The sequence below is a fragment of the Brevundimonas sp. genome (assembly GCF_027484365.1).
GTDB lineage: Bacteria > Pseudomonadota > Alphaproteobacteria > Caulobacterales > Caulobacteraceae > Brevundimonas.
In genome coordinates this window covers 90,885-110,232 of record NZ_JAIXTC010000012.1, presented here as the reverse complement: position 1 = coordinate 110,232, position 19,348 = coordinate 90,885, and the positions used below count along the sequence as shown (strand labels likewise).

The window sequence follows — 19,348 nt, the reverse complement described above, 5'->3', positions numbered from 1 at the left end:
CGGGTGCTTAGGAAAGCACGCCCAGGACGTCGGATTCCTTCATGATGATAAGGTCTTCGCCTTCGAGCTTGACCTCGGTGCCCGACCACTTGCCGAACAGGATGCGGTCGCCGGCCTTCAGTTCGAGGGCGTTGACCTTGCCGGTCTCGTCACGCAGGCCGGGGCCGACCGAGACGACTTCGCCTTCCTGGGGCTTTTCCTTGGCGGTGTCGGGGATGATGATCCCGCCCTTGGTCTTGGATTCTTCTTCCACGCGCTTGACCAGCACGCGGTCGCCGAGAGGACGAAACGCCATCTGTGTATTCTCCGATGAGACTTCTAAGGTTTCCTCGTAGCCCCCTGGGCGTCGGCCGTTTTGGCAGCCGGGCCTCGCGAGTGCTAACGCGAGGTGCAAGTAGGCGCCGGGGTCGGGACCGTCAAGGCACGCAGCCGCGATGAACGCCAGATGAACGGGATTTCGGCTCGATCGTTCAGGTTCACAAGCGCAGCAATAGGTTTCGTCAGTCGCGGTCGCCCGGATCGCGGGAGCAGGTTTCGGTGACGGTCTTGGAGGGTGAGATGATGAAGATGTTTCGAATGATCGCCGTGGGCGCCGCCGCCCTGACATTGAGCGCCGCCGCCATGCCGGCCGCCGCCCAGAACTATGGACGCGGTCACGACCGTCATGACCGGGACGACGACGGCGATGTGGTCGCCGGTCTGCTGGTCGGCGCCGTTGTCGGCGGAATCGCGGGCGCGGTGATCGGCGACGGCGACGATCGCTATGTGGCCGGCGGTGCCCTCGCCGGGGCCGCCCTGGGCGCCGCTGCAGCCAGCGATGACGACCGGCGGGGATACCGCTCCTATGGCGGCAGCTACGGCTATTCCTATTCGCCCGGGTACTCCTACGGCGGCGGCTATCGCGAGGACTGCGACTACTGGCGCGATGGGCGCTGCTGGCGCAATCGCGGCCATTGGGAGCGCGAGCACGGCATCAACAGCCGCGAGCGCGGCTGGGATCGTCGCGACGACCGACGGGACAACCGTCGTGACTGGCGTTCGGATCGGCGCGACGATCGCCGGGACGACCGGCGCGATGACCGCCGCTGGCGCAACTACTGAAATCGGAAGCGGGCCCTTCGGGGCCCGTTTCTACATCAGGCGGGTCAGCAAGGCGGCCGTCGAGGCATCGAGAGACGCCGACGGGCCGCCGTCCGCGACGTCCTTCAGGATCGCCCTGGCCAACACCTTGCCCAGCTCCACCCCCCACTGGTCGAAGGAGTTGATGTCCCAGATCACCCCCTCAACGAAGGTCTTGTGCTCGTAGAGGGCCAGGAGGGCGCCCAGGGTCTCCGGCGTCAGACGGTCCATGACGATGGCGGTCGAAGGCCGGTTGCCGGGAAAGGTCTTGTGCGTCGCCAGCCGGTCCGCCTCGGCGGCGTCCGCACCCGAGGCCAGAAGTTCAGCCCGCGCCGCCTCTGTCGTCTTGCCCAGCATAAGGGCCTGACCCTGGGCCAGGGCGTTGGACCAGAGGGGACTTTCCGGCGTGTCGGCCTGCGTCTTCGCCACGATCACGAACTCGGCCGGGACGACCTGGGGCCCCTGGTGGATCTGCTGGAAGAAGGCGTGCTGGCCGTTGGTCCCGGGCTCGCCGAAGACCACGGGACAGGTCTGCCGTGTCACGGGCGAGCCGTCGCGATGGACCCGCTTGCCGTTCGACTCCATCTCCAGCTGTTGCAGGAAGGACGGCAGGCGACGCAGGGCGTGGGCGTAGGGCGCCACAGTGCGAGCGGGCCGGTTCAGGCCGTCGACATTCCAGATCTGGGCCAGGGCCATCAAGACGGGAGCGTTCCGTTCCAGCGGGGCGGAGACGAAATGATCGTCCATGGCGGCGGCCCCGGCCAGCATGGCCTCGAAGACATCCGGACCCAGAGCGATAACGCAGCTCAGGCTGACCGCCGACCAAAGGGAGTAACGTCCCCCGACCCAGTCGCGGAAGGCAAAGGTACGGGCGCACCCAAAGGCGCTGGCCTTGTCGGGCGCGGCGGTGACGCCGATGAAATGCCTGTCCCGGCCGGCTTCGGGCAGACCAGCGGCGAGCCAGGCCCTGGCCGCCTCGGCATTGGCGAGGGTTTCCTGGGTCGTGAAGGTCTTGGACACGACGACGACCAGGGTGGTTTCCGGATCGAGTCCGGTGAGAGCCTCGGCCATATCGCGGGGGTCGATGTTGGCGACGAAACGCAGGTCGATCCGGGGGTTCAGCGGACGAAGCGCGTCCCAGACCACGCGAGGCCCGAGATCCGAGCCGCCGATGCCGATGTGGACGATGGCCTTGAAGGCCTTGCCGGTCGCGCCCGTCTCGGTGCCCGAGCGGACGGCGGTCGCATAGGCGGCCATGTCGGCGCGGACGGCGTCGACCTCGGCCGAGACGGCTTCACCCAGCGCGTGGAAATCGGAGCCCCTGACCGCGCGCAGGGCCGGATGCAAGACGGCGCGGCCTTCGGTGACGTTGATCGCCTCGCCGTCGAACAGCCGGCCTCGCGCCGTTTCAACCCCGGCCGAGCGGGCCAGGTCGAGACAGACCTCGAACCCGTCTCTGGTCCAGCTCTGCTTGGACAGATCGAGATACAGCCCCGCCCCCTCGACCGACATCCGGGCCAGGCGATCCGGATCGGCCGCGAACTGGTCGATGATGCGGGCATCGGCGTCCCGCGCGGCGGCGGCGTCGAAGGCGGTCCAGTCGGTCATTCGGCTCATGTCCCCTTAATCAAGGTCTCGTTTACGGGTGGGGCGTAGACCGGTTCAATCGCCGATTCGCGAAAAGGTCGTTCACCATGTCCTGTGGCATCGCCATCGCCGCCGCCCTCCTGCTCAGCGACCCCAATGTGGCCCTGGCCGCCGCAGAGCCGGTCGCCGTCGCGGGGGCCCCGATCTCGGTCGCATCCGAGCCCCTGTTCGCTGACATCGTCAGTCGCGCCGGGGCGCTGAAGACCGTCGTCGAGCGCTGGAATGGCGTGCCGGCCGACTTCGCCGCCTTCCGCGACCGCGCCGAAGAACTGGCCGCCCTCGACATGCAGGCCCACCTGATCCTCAAGGAGCGCGGCACCGACGGCGACCTGAAGTGCATTCTGCGCGGCATCTCCGAAGACATCCTGGTCAAGGTGGCCGCGGTCGAGGCCGCCGTCGACGACGCGGCCCGCGCCACGGCCCTGTCGGAACTGGCCTATCTGCTGAACGACAACGTCGAGGTCATCACGACGCCGCCGCAGCCCGACGCCCAGAGCGGCCTGCCGACGTCCTGAGGCCGTTCGGGCGCCTTGCGGACAGGTCCTCGAAGATCCGCAGGACTGGGCGCAGGAATCGGGAACGGCTCGGCCTGCCGGGGCTCTCTCAGGGGGCCGCGGTCTGCAGGGCGTCGATCACGAGGCCTTCGGTGAGCAGCTGCGGCAGGATCAGGGGCTCGGCCGAGCCGGGCGTGTAGACCAGATACAGCGGAACGCCGGACCGTCGCCGGCGCTCAAGTTCACGGGTGATCGCATCATCCCGGCGGGTCCAGTCGCCGACCAGATAGACGGCGTTCGACGCCGCAAGAGCCGCCGCGACCCTGGGCGAGCTCAGCGAGGTTCGCTCATTGATCTTGCAGGTGACGCACCAGTCGGCGGTGAAATTGACCAGAACCGGCCGACCTTCGGCCTGGGCCGCCGCCACGGCCTCGACCGACCAGGGCTGGGAAGCCAACGGGCCGGACGAGGTTGCCGTGTCTCGGCCTTCCGCCCGCGCCTGGATGACGGCGACACCGGTCAGGCCGATGGCGGCGAATACGGCCAAGGTGGCGGTCACGGCGCTGATCACAGCGGTCCCGCCCTGCGCGCGACGGGCCTGATTGATCCCGGTCAGCCAGAGGCCGAGGGCGAGGAACAGGAGGGCGAGAAACAGGACGCCCAGCGCCTCTTCCCCCGCCTGCCGCGCGAAGACCCAGACCAGCCAGAGGCCGGCCCCATACATCGGAAAGGCCAGCAGGCCCTTCAGGCGATCCATCCAGGGGCCCGGGCGAGGCAGGCTCGCCAGCAGACGCGGCGACAGGCTGACGACCAGATAGGGCAGGGCCAGACCCAGACCCAGCATCAGGAAGACCATCAGCGCCATCGGCCAGGGCAGGAGCAGTGCGGCCCCGAGGGCGAAGGCCATGAAGGGCGCGGTGCAGGGCGCCGCCACCACGACCGCCAGCACACCGGTGATGAAGGCGCCGGTGCCTCCGGGCAGACGAGACAGGGAGCCGGAACCAGCGGCCTGCAATCCGCCGCCGACATCAAAGACTCCCGACAGGTTCAGGCCCACGGCGACCATCAGCAGGGCAAGCCCGGCCACGACTCCCGGCGACTGAAGCTGGAAGCCCCAACCGACGGCCTGCCCGCCGGCCCTCAGGACGAGAAGGATTCCAGCGAGAACGAGAAAAGTGGTCAGCACGCCGCCCAGGAAGGCCAGACCATCGCGACGCGCCTCTGCGGGCGCATGAGCCCCGGCGGCGAGGGCGGCCGCCTTCATGGCCAGGATCGGGAAGACACAGGGCATCAGGTTGAGAATCAGCCCGCCCAGAAGGGCGAAGGCCGCCGCCTGCAGGAAGCCGCTCCAGGATGCCGCCTCACCGCCCGCCGGCTGTTCGGACAGGTCAAGCGCCCCGCCGCCGCCTGCCCCGGGCAAGGCCGGTCCAGGCTTCGCCTCGATCTCCCATGCGCCGTCGTCGGTGACGAGGATGCCGCCGATCGGACCGGTCAGCCCTTCTGCCGGCAGGGCGCCGCCGATGGCGATCTTCAGGGTCACCCCGTCAGGACCCCGTTCGCCCGGCTGGGGCGCGGAATGGTCGATCCGGCCGCTCTCGAACGGGAAGAACCAGGCCCGGCCGGGTTCAAGCCCCGCCAGGGGCCCGCCGGTGGCGGTCAGGCTCAAGGTGCGACCCTCGAGCGCAGTGCGGGCGAGGATGCCCGCGGGTCGGGGCGCTGTCTCGACGACGGTCTGGATCGCCGCACCGAAGCGGGCGTCCAGGGGCGCGGCGCCCTTGCGGATCGGGAGGTCGAACCGCAGCGTCAGCTCGTCCGGCACGCACATCTCGTCGCTGCAGACCAGGAACAGGGCACGGACAATCAAGGGCAGAATGGAGCCTGGCCGGGCGTCCGCCGGAACCTCGATCGGAACCAGCAGCAGCACCTCGCCGGAATAGCCGTAGTTCATCAGGTCCTGGAGCCGCAGACGTCCGGGCGTCGGCCAGACGATGTCGCCTGCGGAAACGCCGGCCGGCAAGGTCCAGTCGAGGGTGGTGGGTCCCCCGGAGTCGCCCGGATTGCGCCAGTAGGTGTGCCATCCGGGCTCGATTTCCTGACGCACGGCGACGATGGCCGTCGAGCCCGGCGCGGCCCACTGACTCATCGGAACAAGCTCGGCTTCGATCCGGACTGTGCGCTGCGGGCCGGGCTGAACCACGGCGGACGCGCGGCTGACGCCCGGGGTCTGGGCCATGACCGGGGCGGTCGACAGCAGGACTGAGGCGAGAAGGGCGAGAAGGCGCAGCATCGGGCTCACGATCATCAGGCGCGCAGCCTTAGCGACCTCAGGCCGTCACCGCCACGCCTCTCGCAGTCGCCCGACGGCTCCGCCGGGTTACCGCGTCAGCTGGTCGCAGCGCTCACAGCGGTCGAAACCTTGTCGAAGGTGCCCGTGGCCTTGCCCGCGAACAGGGAGACGGAGCCGACGATAACCAGGAAGATCATCGCCACGATCAATCCGTACTCGATGGCGGTGGCGCCGCTGTCGCTTTTCAGGAACCGGCGGATCAGGCGCGTCATTCGGCCCTCCGTTGGGCGAAACCTAGAGAAGATCGCGCAACCAGGCGACCAGGGGGGCGTCGGCGGGCGGCATGGGATAGTCCGACAGCTTGTTCGGCTTCACCCAGGCCAGGGCGGCGTGCTCGCGCTTGACGACCACGCCGGACCAGCGCCGGCACAGATACAATGGCATCAAGAGGTGAAACGATTCGTAAGCGTGGCTGGCGAAAACGAACGGGGCGAGGCAGGCCTCCTGGACGTCGATGCCCAGTTCCTCGTTCAGTTCGCGGATCAGGGCCGCCTCGGGCCGTTCGCCGGGCTCGACCTTGCCTCCCGGGAACTCCCACAGACCGGCCAGGGCCTTGCCCTCGGGCCTCCGTGCAATCAGCACCCGGCCGTCCACGTCGATCAGGGCGACGGCGACGACAAGGACGGTCGGCAGAACAGGGTCGGTCATGCCCTGCCTTTGCCGCTGAAATCGCGGCCCTGCAATCATTGGTCATCCAGTGTGTCCGCCGCGTCCTTGCGGATCGGGGCTGCAATCGGGCAAGCAGTTTTGCTTTCGTTCCGTCGACGCCCGGCGGCTTCACTGTGAGATTGTTCCCGCCCGCCATGGCCCCGTCGTCCCTGTCAGACACCCTGTCGAGCCCGGAAGTTCAGGCCTTCGCCAGCGGCTTCCCCGTGCTGGTCGTCCATCTGATGGTGACCTTCGGCCTTCTGGCCGCGGGAGCGGTGGTCTATGCCCTCTTGACGCCGTGGAAAGAGATCACCCTGATCCGAGAGGGAAACGCAGCGGCCGGCGTCGCCTTCGGCGGCGTTCTGCTGGGCCTGGCCATTCCGCTGGCCGTGTCGATGTCGGTTTCGACCTCGGTCGCGGACATCGCCCTGTGGGGTCTTGCGACCCTGGTGCTCCAGCTCCTGGCCTTCCGCATCGTCGATCTGGTCCTGACCGGTCTGCCGCAACGGATCCAGGAAGGAGAGATCTCGGCCGCCGTCCTGCTGGTCTCCGCCAAGCTGGCCACCGCCCTGATCCTCGCCGCCGCCCTGACGGGCTGAGCCGGCGGGAATGCGTTTTCCCCGTCCACCGGACTGGCTGATCTATTCCAGCGTGGTCTTCGTCCTTGTGCTGGGTTCGCTGAGCCGGCGCGAGAATGCCGATGCGCCCCCGGCCCCGCCGCCGCCCGACGAGATGGAGGGCGCCCTGCTCGGACCCGTGACGCCCTTCGATCCGTCCGTGACGGTGACCGCGCCCGATGCGCCGTTCCAGCCCGTCGCCGGCACCGCCTTTTCTATCGCCGGACGCGGGCGATGGCTGACCGCGCGCCATGTCGTCGACGGATGCCGCAGGCCGGCGCTGGTCGTCGGCGGCGGCCGTGCGGTCGCGGCCGATGTGCGGCTGTCGCCTAGGGCCGACATCGCCCTTCTGATCACCGCAGGCGGCCCGCCTGCCCTGCCGGTCACGACCAGCACGCCGCTGCACGTCGGTCAGCGCGCCTTCCATCCCGGGTTCCCGCAGGGCCGGCCGGGAGAGGTCGCCTCGCGCCTTCTGGGCCGGGAAACCCTGAAGGTCCGGGGCCGGGGGGCCCGTGAAGAGCCGGTCCTGGCCTGGGCAGAGGTCGGACGCACCTCGGGGCTGGAAGGCACTCTTGCGGGGCTGTCCGGCGCCCCCGTACTGGACCGACGGGGTCGGGTGGTGGCCCTGACCATCGCCGAGGCACCGCGCCGGGGACGACTCTACACAACCGCGCCTGACACCCTGGGTCCCGCCATCCGGGGCGAACAGCAACCGGACGAACGGCTGGAAAGCGAGCCCATCACAGTCGACAACTACGGCCGGGTCGCCGACGACCTGCGTCGCGATCTGCGGGTCGCCCAGGTGGTCTGCCTGTCGACGTGAGCACCCTGCCGGTCGATCCCCATCTCTATCTCGTCTTCCTGGGCGTGATGGCCGTCATGGCCGTGACGCCGGGACCGGCGAATCTTTTCTCCATCGCGACCGGCATGGAGCGCGGAAAAAAGGCGGTGCTGATCGCCGTGGCCGGGATGAACCTCGCCACCCTGGTCTGGTTCGGCGCGGCGGCGCTCGGCCTCGGTGCCCTTGTAACGGCGTTTCCGGAGGTGTTTCGCTGGATCGCGATCGCCGGGGCCCTCTACGTCGCCTGGCTGGGCCTATCCTCCATCCGGGGGGCGCTCAGGCCTGCGGCTTCCGACGTCTCGACGGAGGGCCGGACCCAGCTGCGACGCCCCGCCTTCGTCGACGGCTTCCTTGTGCAGATCGCCAATCCGAAGGCTGTGCTGTTCTTCACTGCCGTTCTGCCCCCCTTCCTCGACATAGACCGTCCCGCAGCGCCGCAACTGGCCCTGTTCGCGGCCGCTGTCATCGGAATGGACGTCGTGACGATGAGCGCCTACGGTCTCGGCGGAGCCGTTCTGGCCCTGCGGATGAGCGAGCCTCAATTCCGGCGTGGTTTCGGCGTCTTTGTCGGTATCCTGCTTCTGATTGCCGCGGTCTTGATTGTCTCGCGATTATAGGAGCTTGCACTATGGTGGAACGTCGCTGCTCATGCGCCGTTCAGGTGAACTGGCAGATTTTTCGCTTAACGGTTCGGAGCTTCCAATGACATTGTCGCTCAAATCCCTTCTGGTTGTCGCCGCCTCGGCCCTGGCTCTGGCCGCCTGCGCCACCTCCACCGCCTACGCCCCGGCCGGCTTCAACGGCCAGCGTGGCGGCTATGCCGAGCAAAGACTGGAAACAGATCGCTATCGCGTCAGCTTCTCGGGTAACTCCGTGACCGCTCGCGAACAGGTCGAGATGGGCCTGTTGCTTCGGTCCGCAGAACTGACTGTTGAGAACGGCTACGACTGGTTCTCGACCGTCAACCGCGCCACCGATCGGGATACCCGCTTCGAGACGATGGGCGACCCGTTCTTCAACCGCTACAGCCCGTTCTGGGGCCCGTCGTGGCGCTATTTCGGCCCGCGCGGCTGGAGCCGGTGGAACGATCCCTTCTGGGGCCGCGACGACTTCGACGTTCGCCAGATCGATCGCTACGAAGCGACCACCGAGATCGTGATGGGTCGCGGCGCCAAGCCTGCCGGCGACGCCAATGCCTTCGACGCCCGCGAGGTGATCGCCAACATCGGCGCCAGCGTCACCCGCCCGATGTAAGGCATGGAACCGACGCAGGCGCTCAGGCGACTGCGTCGGCTTCCGTCTTCGCGAGTGCCGGTTCGTTGATCGGCGAGACATAATCCGCCATCGCGTCGAACTCGTTCAGGAAGATCGCGCGCAGGTCGTCGGTCTCCATGATGACCTCGTGCTTGGCGTGATCGACCTCCACATAGCGCCCGCGCCCCAGCCGTTTTGCGGCCCAGCGGTTGGTCTGTTTCCAGACCCGGTCATCATCGCCCGATTGCACAATGGTGCAGGGAATCTGGACCGACTTCAGCGCCTTGGGCTTCAGCGACCGCTCGCCGGCGTCGATACCGAAGGCCAGCCAGCCCCAGGTGGGTCCGCCGACCGCAAGGTGCGGGCAGGCATAGAGCTGCTGACGCCACAGTTCGTAACGGGTCTCATCGGACGTCAGGGCGTCCTTTTCAAACGTATGGTCGAACGGGTCGTCCGCGTCATCCAGGACGAAGTCTCCGGCCTTGCCGTGCCGCACGTTCCAGCGCACCGCCAGTTTCACCGACCACATTGACCGCTTGCCGGTCTTGATGCGCAGCATGGGGCTGGACAGGACCGCCCCTGCGAAGCGGCTCTCTCCCGCTTCGAGGCACAGCAGGTTCAACGCCCCGCCCATGGAGTGGCCGACCATGATCCAGGGTTTGGGCGCGCGTGCCTCGAACGTATCCAGAAGACGGGCGTAGTCGTCCTGGAACTCCTCGACGGCCCGGGCGTGACCCTTCAGACGATCGGGAAGCAAACGGGCCGAAAGGCCCTGACCGCGCCAGTCGTGGGCGAGGACACACCAGCCGCGTGCGAGGAAATTGCCGATGACCTCGAAATATTTCTCGATCGGTTCGGTCCGGCCCGGGCTCAGCACCACGGTGCCGCGCGGCGTTGGAGCGACCAGCGTGGACGGGGTCCAGAAGGCGGCGCGCAGGCGCAGACCGCCGGCGCCCCGGAACCACTCGCCGATTCCTCCCGGAGGAGCAGCGGCTCCAGGCACGCCCATCAGGGGCGCATTGGCGGCAAAGGCGGCGGCGCGGTTCACTCGGGTTTCCTGAACTTCAAGGTCATGCGATCGCTCTCGCCGATCGCGCGGTATTTGGCGGTATCGAAGGTCGGATCCGGAGCCTCGCCCTGGGCCGCCGTCAGCAAACGCGGGGGCAGGGTCTCGACACCGAACGGATGATCCTTGGTGTCTTCCGGATTGGCGTTGATTTCAGAGGCGGCGACGAAGATGAATCCCGCCTCGGCGCCCAGCTGTTTGACGAACGCCTCCTGGACATATCCGTTCGCGGCGGCGGGATCCTGATCCTGATCCGGGGCCAGGCGATGCTGTTCGATGCCGAGGACCCCGCCGGGCTTGAGGGCCGCATAGGCGTCGGCGAAGGCCTTTTCGGCGATCCCGGCCGCCATCCAGGCGTGGATGTTCCTCATGAAAAGGACCATGTCGGCGGTCCCGGCCGGCGCGACCGGACCGGTCGCCGAGCCGAAGGCGCTGAACTTCACATCGCCGTAGAGCCTGCGATCCGAGCTGAAGCGGCGCTCGAAATTCGCGACCAGCTGCGCCTGGGCCGGGTTGGCACCCTCGCCTGTAACGAAACCCGCGCCGTAGTACTCCCCGCCGCCCTTGTTCAGATAGGGGGCAAGGATCTCCGTGTACCAGCCGCTGCCGGGCCAGAACTCGACCAGATGCATCGACGGCTGCAGTCCGAAAAAGCGCAGGGTTTCCAAGGGATGGCGGTAGACGTCGCGGGGCCGGTCGGCAGCGCGCCACGGCCCCTGGATCGCCCACTCGAGCGAGCCTTCCGGTGGGCCTGACGGTGCGGCCTGATCTTTGGACGTTTCGTCCCTGCGGCCGCAGGCCGCCAGGCCAGATATCAGAAGGACGCCGGCCCCGGCGAGCATGGCCCGACGCGACGGCTCCGTTCGCCCGATCCGCGCCCGATCCCGCATCAAAACTCCCCCGACAGCCGAAGCCCGGAGGGCCACGCCGCCCCGGACCGGCTTGGGATAGAGAGGTTCGCCAATGCCGTCAAAGCCTTGTCTTTCAGGCCGGCTTGCGGAAGCGCAGCGTCATCCGGTCACTCTCGCCAATGGCGTCGTACTCGGCGCGTTCCGCCGCCGTCAGGGGCGTGGCGCGGTCCGTGGCGACACCCTGACGCGCGGCGCTGGTCCGCACCGGCGGCAGGGTCCAGACGCCGAACGGATGGTCGTGATCGTCCCGCGGGTTGGCGTTCAGTTCGCTCCGCCCCTCCAGGACGAAGCCGGCGGCCTGGGCGGCGTGGATCACGTAGGATTCAGGGATATAGCCGAAGGGTGCGGTCGCATCCGCGTTCAGCCCCTCGGCCGCGCGATGCTGTTCCACAGCCAGGATCCCGCCCGGCTTCAGGGCCTTGAAAAAGGCCTGCAGATACGGACCCGTGCGCTGCGGGCTGGAGCGGTGCCAATTGTGGAAGGCACGGGCCACGACGATCATGTCGGCCGAACCGTCCGCGACCCCCATACCCTCGAGCGGGCGGTTGACGGCGACATAGGTCCCGCCCGTCGCGGCGGCGTAGGGCTGCAGGATCGCGCTCCACCAGCCGCCCCGGCCGGGTTCGATCTCGACCACGGTCGACCCCGGCGTCAATCCCCAGAAGGTCAGGGTCTCGAACGGATGGCGATAGGCGTCGCGCGCGACATCGGCGGCAGGACGCGCATCCGAGCCGATCGCGGCCTGCAAGGCCTCGTCCTCCTGAAGGACCGGCGGCGGCATGGCTTCGCGTCGGGCGACGCGCTGCGCGGGAGTCTCGCCGGAAACCGGCAGGCTCTGGGCAGCGGCTGCGCCCACCGACAGAAGTCCGATCGTCGTAGTGAGAAGGAGTTTCGACGCGCGCATGATTGTCTCCTGAAACTGAGGTTGCGGCACCTTAGGGACGAGCCGGAAACGGGCAAGTGACGATCCTGCAATCGTCGGGGTCTTGACGCCGCATTCAGGCTTCCCACCTGTTCTTCCGAGAGCGCCGATCCCGGGCTCTTGCAGACCAGGCGGGGCCCATCAGGGACCGTCAGGGCTGATCCCCAACGCCGTCCCGGGCGCTTTCCAGGATTTGGGAGGCAGGGACGGTTCAATCTTGCTGATGATCAGGAGATCGACATGCGTACCATCGACTTCACCCCCCTCTATCGTTCCGCCGTGGGCTTCGACCGCCTCGCCGGCCTCCTCGAAAGCGCGGCGCGCACGAGCCAGGAAACCGGCTGGCCGCCCTACAACATCGAGACGACAGGTGAAAACGCCTACCGGATCGAGATCGCTGTCGCCGGCTTCAGGCCCGACGAGCTGAACATCGAGGTCAAGGAGAACCTGCTCACCGTCACCGGTCGCAAGACCGCCAATGACGATGCGGCGGCGAACCGCACCTATCTGCATCGCGGCCTTGCCGAGCGCGATTTCGAGCGCCGCTTCCAGCTGGCCGACTATGTCCTTGTGACAGAAGCCGGGCTCGACAACGGACTGCTGTCCATCAGCCTGAAACGCGAACTGCCCGAGGCCCTGAAGCCCCGGCGCATCGAAATCGCTACGCCGTCGGCGTCGGCGACGCTGATCGAAGGCGAGGCGGCCTGAACCGCTTCACCTCGTGATTGAATGGAAAGGGCGGTCCTTCGGGCCGCCCTTTTTGATCAGGCCGCGACCGCGGGCGCGCGCAGGCCCGTCACACGATCAAGACAGGCGTCGGTCAGGTTCGCGCTGTCCAGATTTGCGCCTGTCAGATTGGCGCCAGACATGTCGGCGCCCGTCAGGTTGGCCCTGGACAGATCAGCGCGAGCCAGTTCGGCGTATCGCATGCGCGCGCCGCCGAAACTCGACGGAACGCTGCGGTTCGGTCCCAGGGGCAGGGGGCCGAGATTGGCGGCAGTCAGATCGATCTTGGTCATCAGCGCCTCGCCGAAGCGGGCGCCGCGCAGGTCTGCCTTGCCCAGAAGAGCGCCGCGTAGATCCGCCTTCTCGAAATTCGCGCCCTGCAACTGGGCTCCTCGCAGATCGAGCCCCGCCAGACAGGCCCCCTTGGCGCTCATGGCCGACAACGTCAGGCCCTTCAGCCGGTCGCCGAGGGGGCGAAGGTCCTCGCCGTCGAGGATAGCCGGGCCGCCCAGCACACCGCCACTCTCGGCCCAGGCATTGGCGTCCAGCGCCATCTGGTAGAGGTCTTCGGCCCGGGCGATGGTCGCCGCGTCGGGCTCCCGGATTGCGCCGGTCGTGTCTGTCCGGTCCAGCTTCGCCCTGTCCATGGCCACGCCGGACAGGATAGCGCCGCACAGGCGCGCGCCCGCCAGATTGGCGCCTCCGACATCGGCGCCTTCGAGCAGGGCGCCGGACAGATCCGCATCCTTCAGATTGGCGCCGGTCAGTCGCGCGCCCCGCATGGAGCAGTCGGTGAAATCGGCCTTGCAGGCGCTGACGCCGTCAAAGCGCGACCCGTCCAGGGTCGCTCCCGCGAACCGGGCTCCATCCGCAACACCCAGGCGGGTCTCGTGGCGAGCCGAGGCGAGACCCTTGGTCTCGTGCGGGACAGCGATCACGCCTTCGCGGAAGTCCGCCTGGGTCAGGTCGGCCTCCGAAAGGTCGGAGCCCTGCAGGCAGGCGCCCCGGATATCGGCCCGCCTCAGGCAGGCGCGGGTCAGATCGGCGCCCCGCAGGTCGCAACCGAAGAGGATCGCCCTTTCCAGTCGGGCCCCGGCCATGTTGCAGTTCTCGAGGACCGAGCCGGAAAAGTCGGCGTCGTCGAGGATCCGGTGGGCCATGGAAATCCCCGTCAGATCGACGAACTTCAGGGACAATTTGCGCCCGCCGGGCTTGCCGGTCACGAACCGCTCGTGAGCGGCGGCGAACATGTCGAAATCGCCTTGTCCAAGGCGTCGTCTTACCATCGTCATGCTGGTTCCCCCTCCCGCTGAAGTCCGCGGACTCCTGCGAGGATCGCGTCTGTAAAGTCGGCATGGCGGGTCTGGGCGCCATGCAGTCCGGCCCGGGTCAGATCCGCGCCGATCAGAACGCAGCGTCGCAGATCCGCTCCGGAAAAATCGACCGAGCGCAGCACGGCCCTTGTGAGGTCGACCGGGAGCAAACGGTCCGGCCCGAGGATCAGCGGCCCGAGCTGCGCCTCCCGCAGGTCCGCCCCGTTCAGCCGCGCCCCGACCATCCGCGCCCCGCGCAGGTCCGCCCGACGCAGATTGGCCGAACGAAGGTCCGCTCCCTCCAGATGCGCGCCTTGAAGCTGCACCCCTTCCATGTCCAGGCCGTAGAAGACCGCACGCCTGGCCGACAGGGCGGTCAAATTGAGGCCGGTGATCGAGCCCAGGCCGCGCAGATCGACATCGTCGAACACCGACGGCTGGCCTTCCGTGCCTTCGCTCTCGCACCAGGTGGCGTGTTCATGCAGCATCTCGGCCGCCGGGAGCTGGGCCACCGGCTCTCCGGTCGACCCGTTGTCTGTCAATGCGCCATCCAGATTCGCGCCGTCCGTGCGCCACGACGACGAAATCACCCCGACCAGGATGGCGTCTCGCAGGTCGGCCCCCGTCAGATCGGCCCCGGACATGTCCGCGCCGGCGAGATCCGCACCTCGGAAATTGGCCTGTTTGAGGTTCGCCCGGACGAGTTTGCAGTCCTTCATGATGGCGTCCGAGAAATCGGCAGACTGGGCCGCGATCCCCGACAGTCGCGACCTCTGCAGATTGGCGCCGACCAGGCTGGCGCCCTGGGCCTGGGTGATGTCACGTCCCCTTGCCTCGACCACGCGGAAGCCCGCCTTGCGGTCGGCGGAGGCGATCGTGCCTTCGCGCAGGTCCGCTTCGAACAGGTCAGCGCCGGAAAGGTCCGCCCCGCGCAGGCAGGATCCGCGGAGATCGGCTCGCCGAAGCGACGCATTGATCAGGATGGCGTCCTGCATATCCGCGCCGAAGAAGGAGGCGTTGTCGAGCTTGCTGCCGCTCAGGTCGCACCCGATCATCGATGCGGCGGCGAAATCGGCGTCGGCGAGATTGCGGCCCTTCAGGCTGAGACCCGAAAGGTCCATCCAGGCGAAGACCGCCCGCGCGCCGCCGGGACGCGCCTGCCACAGACGATCGTGACGCGCGCAGATCGCGTCGACCTCCTGCTGGCTGATGCGGCGTCGAAGGACGCCTTCCGGGACCGCTGACATGGTCCCATGATGGGACAGGGTCGTTTAAGGAAGGTTTTCGGAAACCCTGATTTTCCGCGAGATTTCAGCAGGGTCACAGACCCTGTCCCGGACGGCTCCGGCGGACCCCGGACCGTCAGACCGTCAACAGGCCCTGCTCGGCGAGGGCGTCGGCCAGTTCACCGGGGGCTGTCCAGAGGCGGGTGTAGCCGGCTTCGCCCAGTCGTTTCAGCTCGGTGACGAGGTCGGCCCGGGCCGACGCGGCGAAGCGGGCGTCGAACCCCTTGCCGTCGGCGCTGATCCGGACCATCGGACGGCCCGTCTCCAGCCGGTGCAGGAAACCCTCGGACAGGACCGCCGCCTCGTCCTTCATCAGGCCGGTCTCGACCTGAAGCCCCGCCTGACGCAACCGTTCGGTGCCCCGGCCCGAAGCGAACGGCGACGGATCCAGCGCCGCCACCACGACCCGGGCGATCTTCGCCTCGGCCAGGAACTGGGCGCAGGAGGCGCGACCCGAGGAGCGGGCGCCGCACGGCTCCAGAGTCACATAGGCGGTCGCGCCCTCGACCTCGGCCCCGGCGGCCGGCACGGCCTGTTCCTCGGCATGGGGGCGGCCCCCCGCAGCGGTCGCGGATTCGGCCAGCACCCTGCCGTCTTTCACGATGACGCAGCCCACTGCAGGATTGGGCCAGGTCTCGCCCATCCGGTCGAGCGCCAGGTCGATGGCCCGGCGCATATGGACGGCGTCGTCGCTCATGAAATCGCCGGGAGTTCGGTGGCGCGCGCGGCGTCCAGATAACGGGCCGAAACCGGGTTCAGGTCGGCGTCCAGGTCGATCTCCAGCGGATTTCCGGTCGGGATCTCGACCCCGACGATCTGGTCGTCCGGCACATTGAACAAGTGTTTGACGATGGCGCGCAGCGAATTGCCGTGGGCGGCGATGAGCACATCCTCGCCGGCTTTCAGGCGCGGCGCGATGGCCGCATTCCAGTAGGGCAGGACGCGGTCGAGCGTTGTCTTCAGGCTCTCGGTGTCGGGGATGGCCTGTCCGGCATAGCGGGCGTCCTTCGAGAAGTCCCATTCGCTGCCAGCCTCCAGCGGCGGCGGCGGTATGTCGTAGCTGCGACGCCAGATCTTCACCTGGTCCTCGCCGTGCTTCAGGGCGGTCTCGGCCTTGTCCAGCCCGGTCAGGCCTCCGTAGTGCCGCTCGTTGAGCCGCCAGTCCTCGACCACGGGAATGTTGGACAGGCCCGCCGACGACAGGGCCAGGGCCCCGGTGCGTTTCGCCCGCGTCAGGACCGAGGTGAACATCACGGCGGGCCTGAACCCGGCCTCGGCGATCAGTTCGCCGCTGCGCCGCGCCTGGGCCTCGCCCTCGGCGGTCAGGTCGACATCGACCCAGCCGGTGAAGCGGTTTTCGAGGTTCCACTGGCTCTGGCCGTGACGCAGGAGGATCAGTCGAGGCATGGGTCGCAGGGGCTCCGGAAGCGATCCTCCGGGGTAGGGCGAAAGGCTCCGCCCGGTCAAGCGGCGGGCGCCGCTCCGCAGGCCGCGGCCCGGATCAGGTCGATCGACAGGCCCTGCCCCTGCCACACCTCGCCGAAGGTCGTCCGGTGATCGTTGGAATAGACGGCCAGAGCCAGCTTGAGGTCAGGCAGGAGGAAGTTGCGCATCTGAACCCCGCCGATCTCGCCATACCGTTCGACCAGCCGGGTCGTGCCGATACAGGCTCCGAGGTCGGGCGAATAGGACCAGACGCTGAGTGCCGCATAGCCCGAGGCAGGGTCGCCGGTCAGCATCGTATCGAGCGATGCGGCCGAGATCAGCCGGCCCTCGATCAGGGCCATGTCGATCGTCAGCAGGTCGCCGATCGTGCCGTAGAGGCCGCCGGCGGGGCCGAAGGCGGAGAGCCAGATGCGGGGTTCTGCCGAGCCATCCTCCATCGTCGCCTCGACCCGGGGCCCCTCGGGCAGGGTCAGGGTCAGGCCCAGAGGCGCGCCGATCCGGCTGTTGACCAGATCGAGAAAGGCCAGGCCGGTCACCGCCTCCAGCACCTTGCCCAGCACGATCGTGTCGCAGTTGTTGTAGAAGAAGTCCGACCCCGGCTCGGCCCTGGCCGCCCCGCAGTACTGCAAGGCGTCGGCTGTCGGGCCATCTGGCGTCTCCAACTCCGCCGCCAGACCCGAGCGGTGCGCCAGGAGCTGCCGCAGGGTGATCCTGTCGGCGTTGGCCACGGTCGTGCCGGGCAGATAGGTCACGACCGGCGTGTCCAGGCTGATCGTCCCGGCATCGATCTGCTGGAACACCAGGATCGCCGTGCTCATCTTGGACACCGAGGCCCAGCGGACCGGCGTCGACGGATCGGTCGGCCAGGCTCCGTCGGATCGAGCGATGGACCCGACCTCGGTCTGGCCGTTCCGCGACACCCCGAAGACGCCGGCATAGCCCTCGTCCGCCTGCAGCCGCGCCTGCATGGCCGCAAGCCCCTGCTCCGTCGTCTGCGCCTGAACCGCGCCGGTTACGCCCAGCGACAGTGCGAGCGCGATGACCAAAACTCGACCCATCATCGTCTCCGAACCGTGTTCGCCGCTTCCGAAGGCACCGATACCATCGATCACGCGTTGTTGTCCGCCTTCCGGGCTGCGGCTATACCGCCTCGCCGAACCCTCCTGCCTTTCAAGGACATCACATGCTGAAGCCCCGCCAGGACCTGGTTCCGAACACTTTCGAATTCGAAACCATCCCTCTGGTCAAGCCGACGGGCTTCCGGGAATACGACGCCCGCTGGATCCTGGAAAAGGAGATCAACCTTCTCGGCATCCAGGCACTGGGCCTGGCCCTGGCCACCTATGTCCACGAGACCGGCATCCAGCCGCGTATCGTCGTCGGTCATGATTTCCGCTCCTATTCCTCGACCGTGAAGCACGCCCTGATCATCGGCCTGCTGGAAGGCGGGATGGAGGTTCTGGACGTAGGCCTGGCCCTGTCGCCCATGGCCTATTTCGGCCAGTTCGCCCTGGAGGCGCCCTGTGTCGCCATGGTCACCGCCTCGCACAACGAGAACGGCTGGACCGGTGTGAAGATGGGCACCAACCCGCCCGTCACCTTCGGTCCCGAGGAGATCGGCCGCCTGAAGGAGATCGTGCTCACCGGAACCGGCGTCGCCCGGGGCGGCGGACGTCTGGAGCGGGTCGAGAACTTCCGTGAACAATATCTCCAGGAGGTGGTCGGCTCGATCAAGCTCAGCCGTCCGCTGAAGGTTGTTTGCGCCTGCGGCAACGGCACGGCCGGCGCCTTCGCCCCCGAGGCCCTGCGTCGGATGGGCTGCGAGGTCATCGAGATGGACTGCGACCTCGACTACAATTTCCCCAAATACAACCCGAACCCTGAAGACCATGCCATGCTGATGCAGATGGCGGAGCGCGTTCGTGAGACCGGCGCCGACCTGGCCCTGGGCTTCGACGGCGACGGCGACCGCTGCGGCGTCGTGGACAACACCGGTGAGGAGATCTTCGCCGACAAGATCGGACTTTTGCTGGCCCGCGACCTGTCGGCCCTTTACCCGGACGCCACCTTCGTGGTCGATGTGAAGTCGACCGGCCTTTACAAGACTGACGAGGTGCTGAAGGCCAATGGTGCCACCACCGTCTACTGGAAGACCGGCCACTCCTACATCAAGCGCAAGACCGCCGAACTGGGCGCCCTGGCCGGGTTCGAGAAATCCGGCCACTTCTTCCTGGCGAACCCGATCGGCCGCGGATACGACGACGGTCTGGTCGCCGCCGCCGCCGTCCTGCAGATGCTGGACCGGAATCCCGGCAAGACCCTCAGCGAACTGAAGTCGTCCCTGCCGGACGCCTGGACCAGCCTGACCATGTCGCCCCATTGCGACGACGAGCTGAAATACGACGTCCTCGCCAGGGTCGTGGCCGAATACGAAAAGCTGGCGGCCGAGGGCGGCTCGATCCTGGGCCGCAAGATCGTCGAGGTCATCACCGTCAACGGCGCGCGGGTCCATCTGGAAGACGGCTCCTGGGTCCTGGTCCGGGCCTCATCGAACAAGCCCGAGATGGTCGTGGTCGTCGAATCCATGCGGTCCGAGGACGACATGCGCGCCCTGTTCCGCGAGGAGGTGAAGCCCCGTCTCGCCGCCCATCCCGAGGTCGGCGCCTACAACCAGGAAATCTGACCCTCCTTTCCGTTGGCGCGGCGTCCGG

Annotated in this window: 21 protein-coding genes; 8 read left to right on the top strand and 13 right to left on the bottom strand. The window is 67.8% G+C overall.

Going from position 1 to position 19,348, the window contains the following annotated elements; all coding sequences use genetic code 11:
- Positions 1-7 precede the first annotated feature (7 nt).
- A complete protein-coding gene (gene groES / locus Q0044_RS05050) occupies positions 8-295 on the bottom strand; it encodes a co-chaperone GroES (protein WP_298160393.1) in 288 nt (95 codons plus the stop codon).
- A gap of 266 nt (positions 296-561) precedes the next feature.
- Between groES and Q0044_RS05045 the strand changes: the two genes are divergently transcribed.
- Positions 562-1,101, top strand: coding sequence for a hypothetical protein (locus Q0044_RS05045; RefSeq protein WP_298160392.1), 540 nt, complete (start codon positions 562-564; stop codon positions 1,099-1,101).
- A gap of 30 nt (positions 1,102-1,131) precedes the next feature.
- On the opposite strand, the gene pgi is transcribed toward Q0044_RS05045, so the two are convergent.
- Positions 1,132-2,736: a glucose-6-phosphate isomerase gene (pgi, locus tag Q0044_RS05040; RefSeq protein WP_298160391.1), complete on the bottom strand. Its 1,605-nt coding sequence runs from the start codon at positions 2,734-2,736 to the stop codon at positions 1,132-1,134.
- Between the two features lie 77 nt (positions 2,737-2,813).
- Between pgi and Q0044_RS05035 the strand changes: the two genes are divergently transcribed.
- Positions 2,814-3,281, top strand: coding sequence for a hypothetical protein (locus tag Q0044_RS05035; RefSeq protein WP_298160390.1), 468 nt, complete (start codon positions 2,814-2,816; stop codon positions 3,279-3,281).
- Positions 3,282-3,369: 88 nt separating this feature from the next.
- Here Q0044_RS05035 and Q0044_RS05030 read toward each other — a convergent pair whose 3' ends face one another.
- The 3 genes from Q0044_RS05030 to Q0044_RS05020 all read right to left on the bottom strand — a co-directional run bounded on the left by Q0044_RS05030 (position 3,370) and on the right by Q0044_RS05020 (position 6,255).
- Positions 3,370-5,562, bottom strand: a complete 2,193-nt coding sequence (locus Q0044_RS05030; protein WP_298160389.1) for a protein-disulfide reductase DsbD family protein — start codon at positions 5,560-5,562, stop codon at positions 3,370-3,372.
- A gap of 80 nt (positions 5,563-5,642) precedes the next feature.
- Positions 5,643-5,819 (bottom strand): Flp family type IVb pilin, encoded by a 177-nt coding sequence (locus Q0044_RS05025; protein WP_298160388.1) that lies wholly within the window; start codon positions 5,817-5,819, stop codon positions 5,643-5,645.
- A gap of 22 nt (positions 5,820-5,841) precedes the next feature.
- Positions 5,842-6,255 (bottom strand): (deoxy)nucleoside triphosphate pyrophosphohydrolase, encoded by a 414-nt coding sequence (locus Q0044_RS05020; RefSeq protein ID WP_298160387.1) that lies wholly within the window; start codon positions 6,253-6,255, stop codon positions 5,842-5,844.
- Positions 6,256-6,410: 155 nt separating this feature from the next.
- On the opposite strand from Q0044_RS05020, the gene Q0044_RS05015 reads away from it, so the two are divergent.
- The 4 genes from Q0044_RS05015 to Q0044_RS05000 all read left to right on the top strand — a co-directional run bounded on the left by Q0044_RS05015 (position 6,411) and on the right by Q0044_RS05000 (position 8,967).
- Positions 6,411-6,854: a DUF350 domain-containing protein gene (locus Q0044_RS05015; protein WP_298160386.1), complete on the top strand. Its 444-nt coding sequence runs from the start codon at positions 6,411-6,413 to the stop codon at positions 6,852-6,854.
- A 10-nt stretch (positions 6,855-6,864) separates the two neighbouring features.
- Positions 6,865-7,695: a S1 family peptidase gene (locus Q0044_RS05010; protein WP_298160385.1), complete on the top strand. Its 831-nt coding sequence runs from the start codon at positions 6,865-6,867 to the stop codon at positions 7,693-7,695.
- Positions 7,692-8,330: a LysE family translocator gene (locus Q0044_RS05005; protein ID WP_298160384.1), complete on the top strand. Its 639-nt coding sequence runs from the start codon at positions 7,692-7,694 to the stop codon at positions 8,328-8,330. Before Q0044_RS05010 ends, Q0044_RS05005 begins: the two co-directional genes overlap by 4 nt.
- A gap of 85 nt (positions 8,331-8,415) precedes the next feature.
- On the top strand, positions 8,416-8,967 hold the full coding sequence (locus Q0044_RS05000) for a CC0125/CC1285 family lipoprotein (protein WP_298160383.1): 552 nt from the start codon (positions 8,416-8,418) through the stop codon (positions 8,965-8,967).
- 22 nt (positions 8,968-8,989) lie between these two features.
- On the opposite strand, the gene Q0044_RS04995 is transcribed toward Q0044_RS05000, so the two are convergent.
- From Q0044_RS04995 to Q0044_RS04985, 3 genes are all read right to left on the bottom strand, one after another.
- Positions 8,990-10,015 (bottom strand): alpha/beta hydrolase, encoded by a 1,026-nt coding sequence (locus Q0044_RS04995; RefSeq protein ID WP_298160382.1) that lies wholly within the window; start codon positions 10,013-10,015, stop codon positions 8,990-8,992.
- Complete coding sequence (locus Q0044_RS04990; protein WP_298160381.1) at positions 10,012-10,923, bottom strand: class I SAM-dependent methyltransferase; 912 nt, start codon at positions 10,921-10,923, stop codon at positions 10,012-10,014. Before Q0044_RS04990 ends, Q0044_RS04995 begins: the two co-directional genes overlap by 4 nt.
- Before the next feature lie 94 nt (positions 10,924-11,017).
- The gene (locus Q0044_RS04985; protein ID WP_298160380.1) at positions 11,018-11,848 is read right to left on the bottom strand and encodes a class I SAM-dependent methyltransferase; all 831 of its coding nucleotides are present in this window, start codon (positions 11,846-11,848) and stop codon (positions 11,018-11,020) included.
- 258 nt (positions 11,849-12,106) lie between these two features.
- On the opposite strand from Q0044_RS04985, the gene Q0044_RS04980 reads away from it, so the two are divergent.
- Entirely contained in the window at positions 12,107-12,574 is a 468-nt protein-coding gene (locus tag Q0044_RS04980; RefSeq protein WP_298160379.1) for an Hsp20 family protein, read from the top strand.
- 56 nt (positions 12,575-12,630) lie between these two features.
- On the opposite strand, the gene Q0044_RS04975 is transcribed toward Q0044_RS04980, so the two are convergent.
- From Q0044_RS04975 to Q0044_RS04955, 5 genes are all read right to left on the bottom strand, one after another.
- Positions 12,631-13,842, bottom strand: coding sequence for a pentapeptide repeat-containing protein (locus Q0044_RS04975; RefSeq protein WP_298160378.1), 1,212 nt, complete (start codon positions 13,840-13,842; stop codon positions 12,631-12,633).
- Positions 13,843-13,880: 38 nt separating this feature from the next.
- Positions 13,881-15,152 (bottom strand): pentapeptide repeat-containing protein, encoded by a 1,272-nt coding sequence (locus tag Q0044_RS04970; RefSeq protein ID WP_298160377.1) that lies wholly within the window; start codon positions 15,150-15,152, stop codon positions 13,881-13,883.
- A 115-nt stretch (positions 15,153-15,267) separates the two neighbouring features.
- Positions 15,268-15,888, bottom strand: a complete 621-nt coding sequence (locus Q0044_RS04965) for a bifunctional diaminohydroxyphosphoribosylaminopyrimidine deaminase/5-amino-6-(5-phosphoribosylamino)uracil reductase RibD (protein WP_298160376.1) — start codon at positions 15,886-15,888, stop codon at positions 15,268-15,270.
- Entirely contained in the window at positions 15,885-16,598 is a 714-nt protein-coding gene (gene gpmA, locus Q0044_RS04960; protein WP_298160374.1) for a 2,3-diphosphoglycerate-dependent phosphoglycerate mutase, read from the bottom strand. The genes Q0044_RS04965 and gpmA overlap by 4 nt, the downstream gene beginning before the upstream one ends.
- Positions 16,599-16,654: 56 nt before the next feature.
- Complete coding sequence (locus tag Q0044_RS04955) at positions 16,655-17,749, bottom strand: serine hydrolase domain-containing protein (protein WP_298160372.1); 1,095 nt, start codon at positions 17,747-17,749, stop codon at positions 16,655-16,657.
- A 71-nt stretch (positions 17,750-17,820) separates the two neighbouring features.
- On the opposite strand from Q0044_RS04955, the gene Q0044_RS04950 reads away from it, so the two are divergent.
- Positions 17,821-19,320, top strand: coding sequence for a phosphomannomutase/phosphoglucomutase (locus Q0044_RS04950; RefSeq protein ID WP_298160370.1), 1,500 nt, complete (start codon positions 17,821-17,823; stop codon positions 19,318-19,320).
- The last annotated feature ends 28 nt before the right edge of the window (positions 19,321-19,348 follow it).